Genomic DNA, 17,857 nt, shown 5'->3' on the forward strand with positions numbered 1-17,857 from the left:
ACGGCGGCGCGCGAGCTTCACATGCGGGGGAGGGCCGCGGCGCGCGAGAACCGAGCGCGGCGGTGCGAGCGCGTGGCACAGACGCCCGCGCGGCGGTGAGATCAGGGCACGGGTGTGCCCTGACCTATGGGGTTATGGACGGGTGCTTGCGGATTCCGCCGGACCCTTGTCGGTCCAACCGGCGCCCAGGACCACCTCGGACGTCTGCGGGCCGCTCGTCCCCGTGGTGTTGGAGCTGGCCAGCACCTGCGAACTGGTCACATCGATGATCAGCGTCCGCTGGACCGGCGGATCGCCGGCCAGGCTGAAGGTGAACGCGTCACCGGTACGTCCCCGCTGGTCCGTCTTCCGGCCCAGGTACCGGACGTTCGGCAGGTCACCGAGCAGCCGATAGGCCGCCGCCCGGACGGCCGGTGGTGACGGCTTGCTCCACAGCAGCCCGCTGAGCGCGTCCGCCAGGACATCGTCGCCGGACCCGGCGGGCAGCATCCCGATCACCCACTCCTTCAGCGCGGCCGGGTCGGACGGCAGCCGCTGGATCTGCTCGACCGTCAGATCCTTCCCCGCCATGCTGAACGGCGCCCGTCCCGAGACCGCGACGACCTTCGAGGGCCGGCCCGTCACCCGCTCGCCCATCCACGCCTTCCCGTCGGGGGTCGCCCAGAGGTCGGTGACCTTCGTGCCGTCGTGGAGTTTCTCGATGTGCCAGTACGTCCCCTTGTCGGCGGGACCCGACGCCGCCGTGGTCGCCGCGGCCAGCAGGATCGACCGCCCGGAGACCGCCGAGCCGGGCGTACGGGGCGAAGCGAGCGCCACCACGGCCGTCACGGCGACCGCCGCCGCGGCGAGACTGCCCACGACCCCTCTCCAGGAGAGCCACGACGTACGCGAGGAGCGCTCGGCGTCCAGCCGCTCGCGGACCCTGGCCTTGAGCGCCGGGTCGGCCGAGGGCTCGCCGTACAGCTCGCGGATCGACGACAGCTCATCCATGGTCGGCCTCCTCGGGGGCGAGCAGCGGATTGGTGTCGCCCAGGGAGCCGCGCAGCTTCTTCCTGGCCCGGCTCAGCCGGGAGCCGACCGTGCCGTACGGGATGCCGAGCGCCGTGGCGATCTCCTCATGGCTCAGCCCGGCCAGTGCGACGAGCAGGATGACGTCGCGATCGCGCTGATCCAGCGCCGCCAGGGCGGAGGCCAGGTTCGGCTGCAGGCTCTGGGCGCTGACCCGCGCGGTCACCCGGTCCTCGTGTCCCGGCGCGTCGCGGTCGGGACCGTACCGTCCCAGCGCGCGCAGCGTCCGCGCCTCCAGGCGGCGGTGCTTGCCGATGAGCTTCGTCGCGATGCCGAACAGCCAGGCCCGCACGGTCGCGCGCGCCGGGTCGTACTGCGCGCGCTTCCTGAACGCGATGAGGAACGTGTCGGAGACGACGTCCTCAGCATGGTCCGCACCGAGGCGCTGGGCGACATAGCCGTGGATGTCGCTGAAACAGGCGTCGAACACCGCCCCGAACACCTCGGCGTCCACGAGCGACCCGGGCGCGCCCCCGGCCCGGTCGAGGGACTCCGGCTCCCGCTCGACCGAGCCCTGGGCGGCGTGGCCGGAGATCCAGGACAGTGCCGTCACCACGGTCGCCCCTTCACAATGCTTGCCCCGTCATGTGCCACCCTTCGAACGATCAGCGGATATCTCTTATCCCCCGATCCGCCCGATCGCTTTCACGCTCGCTCAGGGCAGATACCCATCCCGCCCGGACGAGCTCCTTCCGTACGCCCCCGCCGCCCTGAGCCGGCGCCGGAAGAGCGTCTCAGGGATGAGTGAGAGTGACGCTGGCCGGGCGGTGATCGGTCGCGCGGTGGTCCCGTGCGGATCCGTCGCCGGAGATCTGGGCTTCCCAGGCGTCATGTTCGATGCGACCGGACCCCGGCACCTTGGTCAGCGATGCCCCGCCTGCCCCGCCGTTCGTCAGGGCGGGTGAGAGGAGGATGTGGTCCAGCAGCATGTGCCGGTGCGGCTCGTCGGTGACGAAATCGTCGAACACGGCGCTGTAGCGCTTGTCCTCAGCCACATCGGCCTGGGCATGGCCGAACAGTCGCTCGGGCCGATACGGTGAGCCGACGAGGATGTCGGTGACGTTGTGCGCGAGGTACAACTCCTCGAAGTAGTCCTGGCCAGGGCCGTCGTTCAGGTCTCCGAGCACGATGAACGCCGAGGCCGGATCGGCGTCCAAGCGCCGCTCCATGGCTCCGCGGATCCGCATCGCCTCAGTGGCGATCCGTCGCCGGTTCCGCAACGAGGCGCGAATGAAATCCGGGCGCCGGGCAGGGTCCTGCCACAACGCACGGCCCTGGTTGATGAAGTTCGACTTCAGATGCGCGACCACTACCTCCAATCGGGTACCGGAGACATCGGCGGTGCAGCACAGCGGGTTCCTGGTGAACGCGTACTCGTCGAGCACCGCGTCGCCGTCGACGTCGGCCAGCCACGGCTCGATGAACGGCGCCGCCTCCGTCGAAGGAGTGAGAGTGACCGCGACACGATCGGGTTTGAACAACAGGGCCAGCTTCTGACTTCCACCGGAATCGCCCAGCACGAAGTCGTACGTGGCGGTTCCGCCAACGGTCAGATAGTCGTGGATGAACAGCGCCAGTTCCGCTGCTCGGCTTGGCGCCTCCACCAGCGCGACGATGTCCGCGTCGACGGCGGAGATCAGCCCGCCCAAGCGGCCGGCGGCCTCCGCGGTGACTCCCTGCTCGCCATCGCGGGAGAATGTCGGCTTGAACGCCGCCGGTTGCGCGTCGAGGGTGAACCAGTCGTTCATCCACTCGCCGTTGACCGTCGCGACCTTGAGTGTGGCCATGGCTTTGTCCCTCCATTCATCGAACGCATGATGACCGGGGCCGGTGACGTGAGCGGAGTCCCGATCACACGGGCGACCTCGGGGTGAGCGAGATACTCCTCGATGTCGTGGGCCCGGCTTGCGGGGTTGGCGACGGGGACTTCGGTCAGCTCACCCTGCCAGCGGTCGCGCAGCGGGCAGCCGATGGCGACCGGATCGATGGGGCACCAGACATTGACCCAGTGGGCCACTCGGTCTGGACGCTGGGCCCCGCCGGTGAGCAGGCGCTGGTAGACGCTGTCCATACCGAGCGGGCTGCCGGCGGTGAGAAGTAGTTCGACCTCGACCCTCGGGTCGAGCCGGGTGAGCAGGTCCACGGCGACCACCGTGCCCAGGCTGTGGCTGACCAGCACCAACCGGCCGGTCTGCGGCATCGTCTGGAGCACGCAGTCCAGAACCGCCTCCCGGATTCGCTGGTCGTCGAGGTAGGCGGCCACATCCGCGAAGATCGCGGCTATGAGCAGCCGATCCAGGTTGGTGGTGTTGGCCAGCCAGCTCAAGCCCTGGTGTACGGCATCGCCCAGCCCTTCCCTCCGGACCAGCCGCTCGGCGGGCATACCTGCCCGGTCCGCCGCCTCAATGATCATCTGCTCGTACAGCTGACGCGTGGCGCCGGATCCCGGCGCGGCCGCATCGACCGGATCGTCGACCATCTCCCGCGGTGAGCGGGGAAGGGCTTCTCCCCGTGTTCGCATGGCCTGGACGAGCTGTTGTGCGTAGAAGGGGAACCAGACGTCGGCCGGTGCGATCGTGGCCAGCCCCGCTCGGGTGAGCCCGCCGTTCAACCCAGCGGTCCAGTACCGGCGCAGTTGCTCCGGGTCATGGTCCTGCTGGGCACGGCCGTGCAGGAAGACCAGATGCCTGGACCCGCCGAACGCGCCCGGGCCGGCGGCCAGGCCGACGCCGACCCGTACGGCTGATTCGACGGGTAGCCCGTCGACCGAAGGGGCGGGAGGCGAGACTGTGCCGGTGACGGCCGTCCGCACGGCGGTCCTGTCCTGGAGCCCGGCCTCCGGCCCCATCTCGGCCAAGAGCGCCAGATGAGCGTCGTCGAGCGTCAGCTTTGCCAGATGCTTGAGGATGACGCTGATGCGCACGCCCTCGTTGGAGACCCAGTCGATGGCGTCGTCGCCGTCTCCCTCGTGCCAGATCTGCCCGTCGCGCCGCAGGATCCGTCCCTGGTCGTCGGTCTTGGGCACGCCACTGTGGTGGAGTGCCGTCACCTCCCACTGGTCGTTGAACACCGGGGAGCCGGAACTGCCCGGCTCGGTGTCGGTCTGGTACTGGATGAAGTTGTCCAGCCGTGCCTCCAGCCGGTTTTCACGGATGGAGATCTCCTTCAGCCGGCCGCTGGGATGGCCGATGATGTTGACCGGCTCTCCGATGACCAGTTTGCCCGTCTGAACACTGAGCCTGTTCCACCCGAACGTCTCTCCCAGGGGCTGGCCGTCGGCATCAGGGCTCACCAGGACCAGGGCGAAGTCGAGATCGTAGTCGGCGATGAAGAAGGTGTCCGGGACGAGGGCGAACCGCCTGGACACGTCAGGGAGATTGTCGACGGTGACTTGGGCGTCGAATTCCACAAAGGCCGACCGCGCCGCCGTGACGCTGGGAAACACGTGGTGATTGGTCAACAGCAGCCGTGGTGAGACCAGGAAGCCGGTGCCGATCGGGACCTCGCGGCCGTTCTCGCTGACCGAGATCCGTGCGACGGTCCGCGCGGCCCGTGCGCCCCGAGGCAGGAAGCTCCAGGCTTGCAGCTCTTTGGCCACCCCGAGGATGCGTTCGTACATCCTGGTCCGGTCCAGGCTCTCGCCCCGGGTGGCCTCGATCGCTGCCTCGACCGGGACCCCGTTACGCTGGATGAGGCGGGCGGTGCGGGCTGCGAGCATCTCTGGCGAGTCGGGGAACGCCTCACCCTGCTCTTGCCTTCGCGAGGCTTCATAACGATCGGAGCCGCTCCAGCGATACCGTTTGGCGGCGGCTTTGGTATGCCTGACTTTATTTTCCTGCACTGCTGTTGATATATCCATAGCGGTCCGCCGCTCTGAGCTCCAACGATTTCACTAAAAGGTGCACATCATTTAAATATGCATGTCGCGGAGGACTGGAGTCCAGATGGCGGTGGGTTAATTGACCGCTCACTATCTTGTTTTCTACATTCGGCGATATTTCGATGAGAGACCTTTGCGGAAAGGTGGATGTCATGTCGGTTTGGTCAGTCGGAGTAGCTCCACGGCCACCTGGAGCCCTTGGCCGTGGCATCGGCGGCGGACTGTCGAAACACGCTCCCGGCCACGGCGGCATTTGGGGAAATTTCACGAAAGATCAGCCAAAGGTCGGGGTGCAGGGTAGTGATCCGCTCACGGGCGCATTTGGTAGTCTGCCGACCTCATCGCCCGCTGCGAGGCGACGGGCGTAGATCAAATGATCTTCGTGCTCCAGGTCGGTCCCCATCGCCATGAGCACATTTTCAAAAGCCGTGAATTGTTCGGGGAAAAGGTTCTGCCCGCATTCACCGAAGGCGGACTAGAAATCAGCTTTCCGCGCCGCCTTCTCGTTCTCCTCCTCGGACATCAGCACGTGAGCGGCCGCCTCGCCCAGCGGGATGAAGCTGTCCGCCGACGTCACCCGCCCCACCTGCCCGGAGAACTCCGCGTCCATCAGCTCGGCCACGATCCCCTCCGACACCCCGCCCGTGTGGCGGGTCTCGTCGGCGATCAGCGGATATCTCTTATCCCCCGATCCGCCCGATCGCTTTCACGCCCGCTCAGGACGAGCTCCCATCCTGCCGTTCTCCGGCCAGCAGTGCCTCGGCGACGGCCGTACGGGCATAGAGCACATATCTCCCAGTACGGTGCGCGCTGGTCAGTCCGGCCTTGCGGAGCGCGGTGAGATGCTGGTTCGCGCCCGGTTCCGACAGGTCGAGGCGGGTGGCCAGTTCCCTGGTCGAGGCGGGCTGGTCGAGTTCGGCCAAGAGCCGGGCGCGGGTCCGGCCGAGCACGGCGGCCAGCGCCTGTGGCGGGTCGCTCTCGCGGTGCTCCCAGAGCGTCGCGACGCCCCGCGGCGGGTAGCGGATCGTGGGCTGCCAGGGCGGGGTCGTGATGGAGAAGACCCGCGGCCAGGTGAACACCGACGGCACGAGCAACAGCCCCAGCCCGTCCAGCGGACGCACTCCTTCGCAGGCCGTCTTCGGCAGGCGCAGGGTCTCTCCCTCCCACGTCACGGCCGTGTCGAGGTCGCTGAGCATGTGCCGCAGGCCACCCTCGGCCAGCGACCTGGCGCGATAGAGCACGTCGCCGTCGAGCAGGCTGCTGATCCGGGGCCAGTAAGGCGCGATGGCCGCGTCCCAGTAGCCGCGGATCTCCTCGGCCAGCCGTTCGAGACCGCCCGCGGGGTCGGCATGGAGCGCCTGGAGCGCTCTGGTGGGTGGACCGTCCCAGATGTCGAGACCCTCCCGGACCAGGGGCGCCATCGCCACCATCGTGGCCAGCTCCACCTCCAGGTTGGGCACGGAGGTCGAGGGTGGCGGGCTGACGAAGCCGACGATCGAGGTCGTGGGCACCGGCACCAGGTCGGACAGCAACCGCCAGTCGACATCGGCGAGCCGCCGGCGTACCCGCTCGGCCCAGGGCTTGAGTACGGCATGGGCGGCCGGGTTCTTCACCACCCGGACGCTGGCGACGACCTCCCACAGAGGAGAAACGGCGAAACGGACATGGGCCGCATCCTGCGCGGTGAATGTCAGCTCAAGCCCCGGGTTGAACAACGTGCTGCTCGTCAGCTTCCGGCAGCGCGTCACGCCCGACTCGATGCTCGGCCGGATGAACGCCACCATGCGCCTGATCCTGATGGGCGCGGTCGGTGTCGGCGGCCTGCTGGCGGGCCTCCTCGGCGAGCTCTGGGGTACGGGGGCGGCGATGTGGGCAGGTGCGTCGATCATGGGGCGTGCAGCTGGATACCGATCTGGCTCAGCCCACTGCGCCGCGAGATCTGAGCCGGGACTCGGTGATGTCGCCGCCGTATGGTGGGAAGCATCGTCTCTGAGACCGGAGGCTTGAGGTGCGGTTCGGAATCTTCTACGAGCATCAGCTGCCCCGCCCCTGGGAGCCGGACAGCGAGCAGCGCCTGTACGCCGACGCGCTGGAGCAGGTCGAGATCGCCGACCGGGTCGGGTTCGACTATGTGTGGGAGGTCGAGCACCACTATCTGGAGGAGTACTCACACTCGTCCGCCCCGGAGGTGTTCCTCGCCGCCGCCTCCCAGCGCACCAGGAACATCCGGCTCGGCCACGGCATCGTGCAGGTGCCGCCGCCGGTCAACCACCCTGCCAGGGTCGCCGAACGCGTCGCCACGCTCGACCTCGTCTCGGGTGGCCGGGTCGACTTCGGCACCGGGGAGGCCAGTTCGGCGGCCGAGCTGGGCGGGTTCGGCGTGGATCGGGAGCGGAAGCGGGCCATGTGGCAGGACTCGCTGGACGCGATCACCCGGATGTTCGTGGAGGAGCCGTTCGCCGGGTGGCACTCGCCGTACCTGCGGATGCCGCCGCGCAACGTGATCCCGAAGACCGTGCAGAAGCCGCACCCGCCCCTGTGGGTGGCCTGCTCGCGGCGGGAGACGATCCATCTGGCGGCGCGGAACGGGATCGGGGCGCTGTCGTTCGCGTTCGTGCATCCGGAGGACGCGGGGAAGTGGTCGCGGGACTACTACCAGCTGCTGGAGTCGGCGGAGTGCGTGCCGGCGGGGTTCGCGGTCAACGCCAACCTGGCGGTCGTGCTGCCGATGATGTGCCACGAGGATCCCGCCGAGGCTCGGCATCGGGGCGCTCAGGGGGCGGCCTTCTTCGCCTATGCCCTGGCGCATTATTACGGGCCGTCGAAACACACTCCCGGCCACAGCAGCATTTGGGGAAATTTCACGAAAGAGCAGCCAAAGGTGGGGGCGCAGGGGAGGGATCCGCTCGCGGGCGCATTGGGGAGTCCGCAGCAACTCATCGACCTCATCAGCCGCTACGAGGTGGCGGGCGTGGATCAAATGATCTTCGTGCTCCAGGCCGGTCCGAATCGCCATGAGCACATTTGCGAAAGTCTTGAATTGTTCGGGAAAAAGGTCCTGCCCGCATTCACCGAAGGCCGTGAAGAGCGCGAGCGCGCCAAGTCCGCCCGGCTCGCTCCGGTCATCGAAGCCGCCCTGTCCAGGCGTTCTCCGGCCAGAAAGCTCTCCCAGCCGTACGTGATCGACGAGGACGCGGAGCTGTCCCGCGTCACCCACCGCCCGCCGCCCACCCCGGCGGACGTCTTCGCCGCGGCCCGCAAGCGAGCCCGCCTCACGGGCCAGCACCTTCTGTCCCGCTTCGTCGCGGGCCGCTCCGACGAGGACCTGACCCGCTGGCTGAGCCCCGGCCGTCAGCGACTCCTGTTCGCCCTCATGGCCCGCTCCTTCAGACCGGACAGGGCTTTCGGCTTCCAGGGCGCCCTCGAGTTCCGTCTCCAACCCCGTGCCACCTGGACCATCGCCATCCGAGGCCGCCGGGCCCGCGCTTTCCCCGGCCCGGCCCGCGCCCCGTCCATCACGCTCACCCTCCCGGCCGCCGACCTGCTCCGCATCGTCGCAGGTACGGCGAACCCGGCCGCCCTGCTGATGTCGGGCCGCCTCCAGATAACGGGCGACGTGACGCTGGCCTCCCGGGTGGGAGAGATGTTCGGCGGCGCTTCGCCGTACTAAGTCATCCAAGCAACTTCCGCGCCGCTTGCTCGATCTCCTCCTCGGACATCAGGACGTGAGCGGCCGCCTCGCCCAGCGGGATGAAGCTGTCCGCCGACGTCACCCGCCCCACCTGCCCGGAGAACCCCGCGTCCATCAGCTCGGCCACGATCCCCTCCGACACCCCGCCCGTGTGGCGGGTCTCGTCGGCGATCAGCACCTTGCCCGTCAGCTCCGCCGCCCGCACCAGGTCCTCCACCGGCAGCGGCGCCAGCCAGCGCAGGTCTAGCACCCGGCAGCCGTAGCCCTCCTGCGTCAGGCGTACGGCGGCGCGCAGGCTCATCCGCAGCCCGTTGCCGAAGGTGACGATCGTGAGGTCGCGCCCGTCGCCATAGGACCGCGCCCGCCCGATCGGGACGTGCGTCTCCGGCCAGCGCGACGGCGGCGCGTAGGGCGCCAGCCAGCCCGCGTCGCCCTCCTCGAACAGGTCGCGCGTGTGATAGAGCGCGATCGGCTCCAGGAACACGCACACGGAACCCTCCGTGCGGGCCGCCGCCAGACAGGTACGCAGCATGGCCGCCGCGTCGTCGGGCCGCGACGGCGAGGCGATGACCAGGCCGGGGATGTCGCGCAGGGCCCCGACCGCGTTGTCGTTGTGGAAGTGGCCGCCGAACCCCTTCTGGTAGGCGTAACTCGCCACCCGCACCACCAGCGGATTGAGATAGGCCCCCTGCGAGAAGAACGACAGTGTCGACGCCTCGCCCCTGAGCTGGTCGAGCGCGTTGTGCAGGTACGCCAGATACTGGATCTCCGGCACGGGCAGCAGCTTCGACACCCCCGACCCGAGCGCGAGCCCCAGGATGGACTGCTCGTCGAGGTGCGTGTCGAACACCCGCCCGCCACCGAACCGCTTCTGCAGCCCCCGGGTGACGCCGTAGACGCCGCCCTTCTTGGCGACGTCCTCGCCGAAGACCATCATCTCCGGGTAGACGGCGAGCGCGTCGGTCAGGGTGCGGTTGATGGCCTGGGAGAGGGTCAGTTGCTTCTCGGCCTCGGGCAGGGAACCGGCGAAGGCGCGTTCTCTGACCGACGCCTCGGCCGCCACCGGGCTGATCCTGGCGATCATCTCGGGCCGGCGGGGCGCGAGCGGCTCCATGATCTCCTTGGCCGAGCCGAGGCGCGGACTGCGGGTGGTCTCCAGGGCGATCCGCAGTATGTGCTCGCGCGACGACTCGTACTGCATGAGCAGCTCGTCGGGCGTGACCAGCCCCGCTTCGACCAGCAGCCGGGCGGTGGCCAGGAGCGGGTCGCGCTCCATGTCGGCGCGGATCTCCCGCTGGGTGCGGTAGGCGGACTCGACGTCGGAGCCGGCGTGGCCCATGAGCCGGACCGTGCTCAGGTGCAGGAACGCGGGGGAGCGGTTGTCGCGTACGTGCTGGACCGCCCGGACGGCCGTGTCGTAGGCGTCGGCCAGGTCGCAGCCGTCGGCGGCGAAGTATTCGATGCCGGGACGCCGCGCGCTCGCCGCCACCCAGCCCTTGGGCGTGCGGACGCTGATGCCGATGCCGTTGTCCTCGCACACGAACAGGATCGGCAGCGCCTGCCCCTGATGCGTGGCGTAGGCGGCGGTGTTGAACCCGGTCAGCGCCGTGGCGTGGTTTACCGAGGCGTCGCCGAAGCTGCACACGGTGATCGCGTCGTCCGCCCACGGCGTGGGAACGCCCAGCGCGCGGCCCCGCTCGATGGCGAAGGCGACGCCCACCGCGCGCGGCAGGTGGCTGGCGATCGTCGAGGTCTGCGGGATGATCGCCAGGTCGGGATGGCCGAACACCTTGTGCCGGCCGCCCGCGATCGGCTCGTCGGCCGCGGCGGCCAGCCCCATGAGCACGTCGCGGATGCCCTGCTCGGGCAGCCGTCCGGCCTGCTCGGACCGGGTCAGGTAGAAGGCGCCGGAGCGGTAGTGCAGCAGCGCGGGGTCGCCGGGCCGCAGCGCGGCGGCGACCGCCGCGTTGCCCTCGTGCCCGGCCGAGCCGATCGTGTAGAAGGACTGCTCCTGCGCGCGCAGCCAGCGGGCCGCGATGTCGAGCAGGCGGCTGTCGAGCTGGCGCTGGAAGAGGGTGCGGCACTGCTCACCGGTCAGCGACGCGCCCTCGCGGACGGGCCGGCCGGGATCACGGGCCGCGCCCCCCTTCAGCGTCGCAATGGCTTGGGTGAAATGAGTCTCAACAGTGTCGCGCGCCACAAGGCGATTATGTCGCCCCGATCCCGGGTTCGTCTGCCCGTCGGGAGTGACATGTTGTGGACCGGTCCGATTGACCCCGATCTATAACAAGTTGTCAGATTTCGCAACTTTCTGGCCAACCTGAATGTCTACTGGGAAAGATAAGCGTGGCACCCTCAATGCCGCGTTGAGCACCAGGGGATCCAGAAAGGAACCCGCATGTTACAACGCATCCGTGTCGCCGCCGTCGCGCTCGCGACGGCCGCCGGGCTTCTCGCCCTGGCACCATCGGCGTCGGCCGCGGCCAAGGCCCCCGCCATCTCCAATGTGGACCTCAGTCCGGGCTCCCCGGCCGTGGTCTTCGACAAGCCGGTCACGGTGACGTTCACGTTCACCACCAAGGACGCCGGAAAGGCCGAACTCCAGCTCAAGCCGCCCGGCCTGAGCGTCGGCACGCCCATCGACCTCAAGTCGGCGCCGTTCGGCGTGTGGACGAAGTGGACCGGTACGAAGAGCTTCGAGGCGAAGGACGCCGGAAAGTGGAGCTTCCTCGCCATCGCCCACGGTGACGGCGACAAGTCCGCCAGCGGCACCTTCGACGTCCAGAAGGCCCTCGTCACCAAGATCGTGGACTTCGGCGCCAGCCCCGGCCAGGTGCACCGCGGCGACATGATCAGGGTCTCCGGCCGACTCCTGGCCGACGGCAAGGGATACACCGGGGTCGTGGCGATTACTTTCCGTGAGCGGAGTGCCGACGCCTACCGCCGGGTCGCCACGGTCACGAGCGGCCGCGACGGCTGGTTCAGCACCAGGGTGCGCGCCGATGCCACCGGCTGGTGGCGGGCCGAGTTCGGCGGGAACAAGGAAGCCAGGGCATCGGTCAGCGACAGCGACCGGGTCGACGTCCGGATCAGGCACAATTCCGACAGCAGGATCGTCGGCTTCGACGTCACCCCCGCGCCCGCCGACAAGGGCGCCCGGCTGAACTTCACCGGCACCCTGCAAGTCGAGCGCTGGCAGGCCCTGCCCGGCCAGCGGGTCTCGATCTACTTCAGGCAGGACGGCTCACGCCGCTGGGAGTACGTCACCAGCGACGTGACGAACCGCGACGGCCGCTTCTGGGCCACCGCGACCGCGCAGTCCTCGGGCTGGTGGCGGGCCGCGTTCGCGGGGACCAGGGGCGTCAAGGGCTCGGTCTCCGACGCCGCCTGGGTCAAGGTCCTCGAGCCCACCCCGCCGCCGACGGCCGACAAGTCGGCCAGCCGGGTGATCAAGTTCAACGCCTACCCGGAGCCGGTCAAGCGCGGCAGGTACCTGAAGGCCAGGGGCGTGCTGCAGATCGACGACAGCGGATCCTGGGAGGGGTACGCGGGCAAGGTCGCGCTGTACTTCAAGCCGGTCGGCTCGCACAAGTGGCAGTACGTGAAGACCACGCGGTCCGGTGACAGCGGCAAGCTGTACGTCAGGGTCAAGGCGTGGAAGTCGGGCTCGTGGAAGTTCGTGTTCGGCGGGGACGACGATTTCTACGGAGACAGCAGCCGTAGTGACTATGTCCGCGTGAAGCGGTAACACGTCGGAATCGCTGGTTTGAGGCCCGGGGCAGGTTGCTCCGGGCCTCATGCGTCTTTGCTAGGACTCGGGGGCTTTCGCGCCGAGGCTGATGAGCATCGACTTGAGCTCACCGAACCCGGTCTTGAGCTCACCCACATCGGTCTTGAGCTCACCGACTCCCGTCTTGAGCTCACTGACATCGGTCTTGAGTTCGGCTATGTCCTTGTCGACGGCCTCGAATCGACGGGCCATGGACAACTCGAGGTTGTCGAGCCTGGTGTTCTGCTGATCGAGGCGATGATTGACCTTTGCAATGTCTTGGTTGACCCGGTCGAAGCCATCCAATGTGTCGCTATTGAGCGTGTAGATCTTCTCGTCGAGCTGGTTCGCCCGGCTGTCGATCTTCTGGTTGAGCTCTTTGGTCCGCTTGTCGATCTTGTCGAGGATGTTCTTGCCCATGGCGTCCGCGCGCTCATGGTGGGTGTTGAACCGTTCGGCGACCGTCATGTCAGGCACACCGCTAACTGTACGTCTCTCGAGTACGGAGACCCGGCCCTCGAGCTCAATCACTGCCGCGTGCAAGTCCAACTCTGGCGCTCCTTTGAAGGGGGGATTGCGCTTGCATCGCAGAAGTTACCCTCCGTGACCGGAGCGTCGCAACCAGATACGAAAACCTGTACGACCTACTCCGCCCGCCTGAACTGCGCGATCCCAACCCCAAGCAGAACGGCCCCCAGCAAGGCCACAACCCCGAGCTCCACCCCCACCGGCACCTGGAAGTCGAACCACCGGACCCCGGGATTGAGCACCGCGTTCACCTGTGCGGGCACGTCGAGGTGGGAGAACACCGCGTGCCGCATCGGGTCCACCGCGTACGTCATCGGGTTGATCACCGTCAGCAGGTGCAGCCACGACGGCAGGTTGGCCAGCGGAAACATGGCCCCCGACAGGAACAGCATCGGCATGATCGCCATCTGCATGAGACCGAAGAAGGTCTGCATGTTCCGCATCCGGGCCGCCAGCATCACCCCGAACGCCGTGATCGTGAACGCCGCGAGGAACATCTCCGCCAGCATCGTCACGATCAGTGCCGGCGAGTACGGTACGCCGACCAGCCCGGCCATCGCCAGGATGATGACGCCCTGCCCGGTGGCCACCACGGCCCCGCCCAGGCACTTGCCGACCACGATCGCCCCGCGTGAGACCGGGGCGACGAGCATCTCGCGCAGGAAGCCGAACTCGCGGTCCCACACGATGGACCCGGCCGAGAACATGCCGGTCATGATCACGGTCATCGAGATCATGCCGGGATACATGAAGGTGCGGTAGTCGATGCCCGGGATGGCGCCGCGCACCAGTGAGCCGAGCCCGGTGCCCATCACGAACAGCCACAGCACCGGCTGCAGCAGCATCGACAGCATGCGGGTGCGGTCGTTGACGAACCGCAGCAGCTCCCGGTGCAGCACCACCTTGACCGCCCGGAGGTCGTGCCCGGCGCCTTGCACCGGCACCCGGACGCCGATCGCCTCTGTCGCCATCCCTACCACCCCGCCATCGCGTTGATCCAGGCCATGACTACCGCCTCGCCATCGCTCTCATCCACGTCCGGCCGCCCGACTCGCCGCCTTCCTCGGCGTCGCGGATCGTGGAACCCGTGTAGTTCATGAACACGTCGTCGAGTGAGGGCCGTGAGACGCTCACCGACCTGATCGGCATGCCCAACTCGGCGAACAGCCGGGGCACGAACTCCTCGCCCGACGCCACGGCGAACGTCACCGCGCCCTCGTGTACGGCCGCCTCCAGGCCGAACTCCTCGCGCAGCGCCCGGATCGCGGCGGCGTCGTCGCCGGTGTGGATCTGTACCCGATCCTTGCCGACGCTGGCCTTCAGCGCCTCCGGCGAGTCGATGACGACGACCTCACCGTGGTCGATGATCGCGATCCGGTCGCAGTACTCGGCCTCGTCCATGTAGTGGGTGGTCATGAAGATGGTGATGTCCTCCAGGCGCCGGAGCTGGTTGATGTAGCCCCAGATGGCCGAGCGGGTCTGCGGGTCGAGGCCGACCGTGGGCTCGTCCAGGAACAGCACCCGGGGTGAGTGCAGGAGCCCGCGGGCGATCTCCAGCCGCCGCTTCATGCCGCCGGAGAACGTCATGACCTTGGCGTCCTTGCGGTCCCAGAGCGCGACCATCTCCATGACCTGCCGGATCCGGTCGCCGACGACGCTCTTCGGCACACCGTACAGCTCGGCGTGGAAGCGCAGGTTCTGCTCGGCGCTCAGGTAGCTGTCGAGCGTCGGGTCCTGGAAGACCAGGCCGATGTTCCGGCGTACCTCGTCGCGCTGGCGCACCACGTCGTACCCGGCGACCGTCGCGCTGCCGCCGGTCGGGTTGACGAGTGTGCAGAGCATGCTGATCGTGGTGGTCTTCCCGGCTCCGTTCGGGCCGAGGAAGCCGAAGACCTCGCCGGGGGCCACGTCGAAGTCGACGCCTTTGACGGCCTCGATCTTCCCGTAGTCCTTCCTTAAGCCGTGTACGGCCACCGCCGCGTCTGTCATCGCTCAGTCCTCCGCGAGGATCTGGAAAACGGACTTGCGCGTCTGCCTGAGCAGCTTCTTGGCCCGGACGACCTGCTGGTCGTTGGCCGTCCGCGCCAGGTGGCTGAACGCCTCGTTGAGCTGGGCCCACAGCAGTCGCAGCTCGTGCCGGTCCTCGGGCACGGAGCGCGCCACCTCGTCCCAGGGCGGCTCGCCGTCGAGATGACGTACGGCCCGCTCACGGCCCTGCTCGGTCAGGCTGTAGAGCCGGGAACCGCCGGTGTCGTCACCGGTGACCAGGCCCTCGTCCTCCAGTTGCTGGAGTGCCGGATAGACCGAGCCGGGACTGGGCCGCCACACTCCGCGGCTGCGCTCCTCTATGTCCTGGATCATCTGGTAGCCGTTCTTCGGCCCTTCGGCGAGCAGGCTCAGCAGCGCGGCCCTGACGTCTCCCCGCCGTACGCGCGGAGCGCCGCCCTCCCAGCCCATCGGCGGCACATCGGGCATGCCGCCCATCCCCGGCGCACCTCCCATTCCCGGCCCGCCGCCCGAAAAGACCGGCGGACCAGGCGGGCCCGGGGGAAGCGGGGGGTGCGGTGGCGGTGGGGCGCCGGGCGGCCCTTCCCACATGTGTGGATCACGCATCACGCCTCCAACTATCGAGATAGCGTGACGATATATCTAGATAGTTGGCATGAATAGCCCCATTTTTGGGTGTTGTGGCGCTGTGTTAGTGAGCGTTAACCGAGGCCGCGATGGCGGCCCGGGCCATCGCGTGCAGAAGGAGGCGCATGGCGCGCGCGGGCAGCTCGCCGGCGCTGTGCGGCGTGGAGTTGAGCAGCCCGAAGACGGCGTGCGTGGCGGCCCGCAGGCGCGGGGGCGGGCACGACGGATGCAGCTCGGCCAGCACGGTGACCCATTCCTCGACGTACAGCCGCTGCAGCCGCCTGATCTGCCGCCGCTCCGGCTCGGGCACGTTGCCCAGCTCCCGGTCGTGCACGGTGATCAGCGCGGGCTGTTCGAGCGCGAAGGTGATCTGCACGTTCAGGAGCGCGTCGAGCGTCTCCTCGGGCCCGCCGGGCGAGGTGACCGCCGCGGCGGCCGATTCGCGCAGCCGCGAGCTGATGCCCAGCAGCATCTCGGCGAGCAGCGCCTCCTTGCCGCTGAAGTGGCGATAGAGCGCCGGGCCCGAGACGCCGACGGCGCCGCCGATGTCCTCGATCGAGACGCCGTGGAAGCCGCGCGCGGCGAACAGGTTCGCGGCCGCGCCGAGGATCTCCAGGCGCCGGCTGCCCCGGCTCCGCGTCGTCGTCACGTCTCACATGGTAGACGGTTACGTTAATGATGACTAACATCTGCCTCATAACGGAGGGGGATACATGAGCGACTGGCCGGTGCTGAACTCGGCCGCGGACCCCGGCAGCGAGGCGTACAAGCACAACGCCGAGCTCAACGAGCGGCTCGCCGCCGACCTGCTGGAGCGCCTCGCCGTGGCCGCCGCGGGCGGTCCCGAGCGGTCGCGGCAGCGCCACGTCGAACGCGGCAAGCTGCTGCCGCGCGACCGCGTCGACGGCCTGCTCGACCCCGGCTCCCGCTTCCTGGAGCTGTCGCCGCTGGCCGCCAACGGCCTCTACGACGACCAGGCGCCGGCCGCCGGGATCATCACCGGCGTCGGCCGGATCGCCGGGCGCGAGTGCGTGGTCGTGGCCAACGACGCCACCGTGAAGGGCGGCACGTACTACCCGATCACCGTCAAGAAGCACCTGCGCGCGCAGGAGGTGGCGCTGCACAACCACCTGCCGTGCGTGTACCTGGTCGACTCGGGCGGCGCGTTCCTCCCCAAGCAGGACGAGGTCTTCCCCGACCGGGAGCACTTCGGCCGCATCTTCTACAACCAGGCCACGATGTCCGCGCGCGGCATCCCGCAGATCGCCGCCGTGCTGGGATCGTGTACGGCGGGCGGCGCGTACGTCCCGGCCATGAGCGACGAGGCCGTCATCGTGCGCGACCAGGGCACCATCTTCCTCGGCGGCCCGCCGCTGGTGAAGGCGGCCACCGGCGAGGAGGTCACGGCCGAGGAGCTGGGCGGCGGCGACCTGCACGCCCGCGTCAGCGGCGTCACCGACCACCTGGCCGACGACGACGCGCACGCGCTGGCCATCGTCCGCGACATCGTCTCCACGCTGGCCCCGAGAGCCGAGCGGCCCTGGGACCGGGTCGAGCCCGAGGAGCCCCGCCACGACCCGCGCGACCTCTACGGCATCGTGCCCGCCGACACCCGCCGGCCGTACGAGGTGCGGGAGATCATCGCGCGGCTCGTCGACGGCTCGCGGTTCCTGGAGTTCAAGGCCGAGTACGGCGCGACGCTGGTCACCGGCTTCGCTCACCTGCACGGGCACCCGGTCGGGATCATCGCGAACAACGGCATCCTGTTCAGCGAGTCCGCCCTGAAGGGGGCGCACTTCATCGAGCTGTGCGACCGCAGGCGCATCCCGCTGGTGTTCCTGCAGAACATCAGCGGTTTCATGGTCGGCAAGGCGTACGAGGCGGGCGGCATCGCCAAGCACGGCGCCAAGATGGTCACCGCGGTCTCCTGCGCCAGGGTGCCGAAGTTCACCGTGGTGATCGGCGGGTCGTTCGGCGCGGGCAACTACGCGATGGCCGGGCGGGCGTACTCTCCCAGGTTCCTGTGGATGTGGCCGAACGCCCGCATCTCGGTCATGGGCGGCGAGCAGGCCGCGAATGTGCTCACCACCGTCGGCAACGCCGACGCGGAGGCCATCAGGGCGCAGTACGAGCACCAGGGCAACCCCTACTACTCCACGGCCCGGCTGTGGGACGACGGCGTGATCGACCCGCTCGACACCCGTACGGTCCTCGGCCTGGCACTCTCCGCGGCGGCCAACGCCCCGCTCGACCCCGTCGGCTACGGCGTCTTCCGGATGTGACCACG

At 68.7% G+C, this 17,857-nt stretch carries 15 protein-coding genes; 3 read left to right on the plus strand and 12 right to left on the minus strand.

What is annotated here, in order from left to right:
* Positions 1–132: 132 nt before the first annotated feature.
* From AB0B64_RS08765 to AB0B64_RS08790, 6 genes are all read right to left on the minus strand, one after another.
* A complete protein-coding gene (locus AB0B64_RS08765; protein ID WP_358175808.1) occupies positions 133–990 on the minus strand; it encodes a CU044_5270 family protein in 858 nt (285 codons plus the stop codon).
* Positions 983–1,624, minus strand: a complete 642-nt coding sequence (locus AB0B64_RS08770) for an RNA polymerase sigma factor (RefSeq protein WP_357950846.1) — start codon at positions 1,622–1,624, stop codon at positions 983–985. The genes AB0B64_RS08765 and AB0B64_RS08770 overlap by 8 nt, the downstream gene beginning before the upstream one ends.
* A gap of 178 nt (positions 1,625–1,802) precedes the next feature.
* The gene (locus tag AB0B64_RS08775) at positions 1,803–2,855 is read right to left on the minus strand and encodes an endonuclease/exonuclease/phosphatase family protein (RefSeq protein WP_357950848.1); all 1,053 of its coding nucleotides are present in this window, start codon (positions 2,853–2,855) and stop codon (positions 1,803–1,805) included.
* Complete coding sequence (locus tag AB0B64_RS08780; protein ID WP_357950850.1) at positions 2,813–4,786, minus strand: serine protease; 1,974 nt, start codon at positions 4,784–4,786, stop codon at positions 2,813–2,815. The genes AB0B64_RS08775 and AB0B64_RS08780 overlap by 43 nt, the downstream gene beginning before the upstream one ends.
* Before the next feature lie 637 nt (positions 4,787–5,423).
* The gene (locus AB0B64_RS08785; protein WP_357950853.1) at positions 5,424–5,585 is read right to left on the minus strand and encodes a hypothetical protein; all 162 of its coding nucleotides are present in this window, start codon (positions 5,583–5,585) and stop codon (positions 5,424–5,426) included.
* A 79-nt stretch (positions 5,586–5,664) separates the two neighbouring features.
* On the minus strand, positions 5,665–6,837 hold the full coding sequence (locus tag AB0B64_RS08790; RefSeq protein ID WP_358175811.1) for a DUF5937 family protein: 1,173 nt from the start codon (positions 6,835–6,837) through the stop codon (positions 5,665–5,667).
* Positions 6,838–6,956: 119 nt separating this feature from the next.
* Here AB0B64_RS08790 and AB0B64_RS08795 point away from each other — a divergent pair, with 119 nt between their 5' ends.
* Positions 6,957–8,618, plus strand: coding sequence for an LLM class flavin-dependent oxidoreductase (locus tag AB0B64_RS08795; protein ID WP_358175814.1), 1,662 nt, complete (start codon positions 6,957–6,959; stop codon positions 8,616–8,618).
* A 1-nt stretch (position 8,619) separates the two neighbouring features.
* Here the strand turns inward: AB0B64_RS08795 and AB0B64_RS08800 are convergent, their stop codons facing one another.
* Positions 8,620–10,839, minus strand: a complete 2,220-nt coding sequence (locus AB0B64_RS08800; RefSeq protein ID WP_357950865.1) for a thiamine pyrophosphate-dependent enzyme — start codon at positions 10,837–10,839, stop codon at positions 8,620–8,622.
* A 198-nt stretch (positions 10,840–11,037) separates the two neighbouring features.
* Between AB0B64_RS08800 and AB0B64_RS08805 the strand changes: the two genes are divergently transcribed.
* Positions 11,038–12,387: a hypothetical protein gene (locus AB0B64_RS08805; RefSeq protein WP_357950868.1), complete on the plus strand. Its 1,350-nt coding sequence runs from the start codon at positions 11,038–11,040 to the stop codon at positions 12,385–12,387.
* A gap of 60 nt (positions 12,388–12,447) precedes the next feature.
* On the opposite strand, the gene AB0B64_RS08810 is transcribed toward AB0B64_RS08805, so the two are convergent.
* From AB0B64_RS08810 to AB0B64_RS08830, 5 genes are all read right to left on the minus strand, one after another.
* Positions 12,448–12,876 (minus strand): hypothetical protein, encoded by a 429-nt coding sequence (locus AB0B64_RS08810; RefSeq protein WP_357950870.1) that lies wholly within the window; start codon positions 12,874–12,876, stop codon positions 12,448–12,450.
* Positions 12,877–13,052: 176 nt separating this feature from the next.
* Complete coding sequence (locus AB0B64_RS08815; protein WP_358175817.1) at positions 13,053–13,907, minus strand: ABC transporter permease; 855 nt, start codon at positions 13,905–13,907, stop codon at positions 13,053–13,055.
* Between the two features lie 37 nt (positions 13,908–13,944).
* Positions 13,945–14,925, minus strand: coding sequence for an ATP-binding cassette domain-containing protein (locus AB0B64_RS08820; protein ID WP_357950877.1), 981 nt, complete (start codon positions 14,923–14,925; stop codon positions 13,945–13,947).
* A 3-nt stretch (positions 14,926–14,928) separates the two neighbouring features.
* Positions 14,929–15,411 (minus strand): PadR family transcriptional regulator, encoded by a 483-nt coding sequence (locus AB0B64_RS08825; RefSeq protein ID WP_357950880.1) that lies wholly within the window; start codon positions 15,409–15,411, stop codon positions 14,929–14,931.
* A gap of 223 nt (positions 15,412–15,634) precedes the next feature.
* Positions 15,635–16,219, minus strand: a complete 585-nt coding sequence (locus tag AB0B64_RS08830; RefSeq protein ID WP_225289634.1) for a TetR/AcrR family transcriptional regulator — start codon at positions 16,217–16,219, stop codon at positions 15,635–15,637.
* A gap of 64 nt (positions 16,220–16,283) precedes the next feature.
* Between AB0B64_RS08830 and AB0B64_RS08835 the strand changes: the two genes are divergently transcribed.
* A complete protein-coding gene (locus tag AB0B64_RS08835) occupies positions 16,284–17,852 on the plus strand; it encodes a carboxyl transferase domain-containing protein (protein ID WP_358175820.1) in 1,569 nt (522 codons plus the stop codon).
* Positions 17,853–17,857 lie beyond the last annotated feature (5 nt).

Source organism: Nonomuraea sp. NPDC049129 (assembly GCF_040648495.1).
Classification (GTDB): Bacteria; Actinomycetota; Actinomycetes; order Streptosporangiales; family Streptosporangiaceae; genus Nonomuraea.

Excerpts from the sequence above, each read along its gene's own strand:
- AB0B64_RS08825 (WP_357950880.1), bottom strand. The coding sequence starts at position 15,411 with ATGCCCGATGTGCCGCCGATGGGCTGGGAGGGCGGCGCTCCGCGCGTA.
- AB0B64_RS08775 (WP_357950848.1), bottom strand. The coding sequence starts at position 2,855 with ATGGCCACACTCAAGGTCGCGACGGTCAACGGCGAGTGGATGAACGAC.
- AB0B64_RS08790 (WP_358175811.1), bottom strand. The coding sequence starts at position 6,837 with ATGATCGACGCACCTGCCCACATCGCCGCCCCCGTACCCCAGAGCTCG.
- AB0B64_RS08810 (WP_357950870.1), bottom strand. The coding sequence starts at position 12,876 with ATGACGGTCGCCGAACGGTTCAACACCCACCATGAGCGCGCGGACGCC.
- AB0B64_RS08805 (WP_357950868.1), top strand. The coding sequence starts at position 11,038 with ATGTTACAACGCATCCGTGTCGCCGCCGTCGCGCTCGCGACGGCCGCC.
- AB0B64_RS08765 (WP_358175808.1), bottom strand. The coding sequence starts at position 990 with ATGGATGAGCTGTCGTCGATCCGCGAGCTGTACGGCGAGCCCTCGGCC.
- AB0B64_RS08835 (WP_358175820.1), top strand. The coding sequence starts at position 16,284 with ATGAGCGACTGGCCGGTGCTGAACTCGGCCGCGGACCCCGGCAGCGAG.
- AB0B64_RS08780 (WP_357950850.1), bottom strand. The coding sequence starts at position 4,786 with ATGCTCGCAGCCCGCACCGCCCGCCTCATCCAGCGTAACGGGGTCCCG.
- AB0B64_RS08815 (WP_358175817.1), bottom strand. The coding sequence starts at position 13,907 with ATGGCGACAGAGGCGATCGGCGTCCGGGTGCCGGTGCAAGGCGCCGGG.
- AB0B64_RS08820 (WP_357950877.1), bottom strand. The coding sequence starts at position 14,925 with ATGACAGACGCGGCGGTGGCCGTACACGGCTTAAGGAAGGACTACGGG.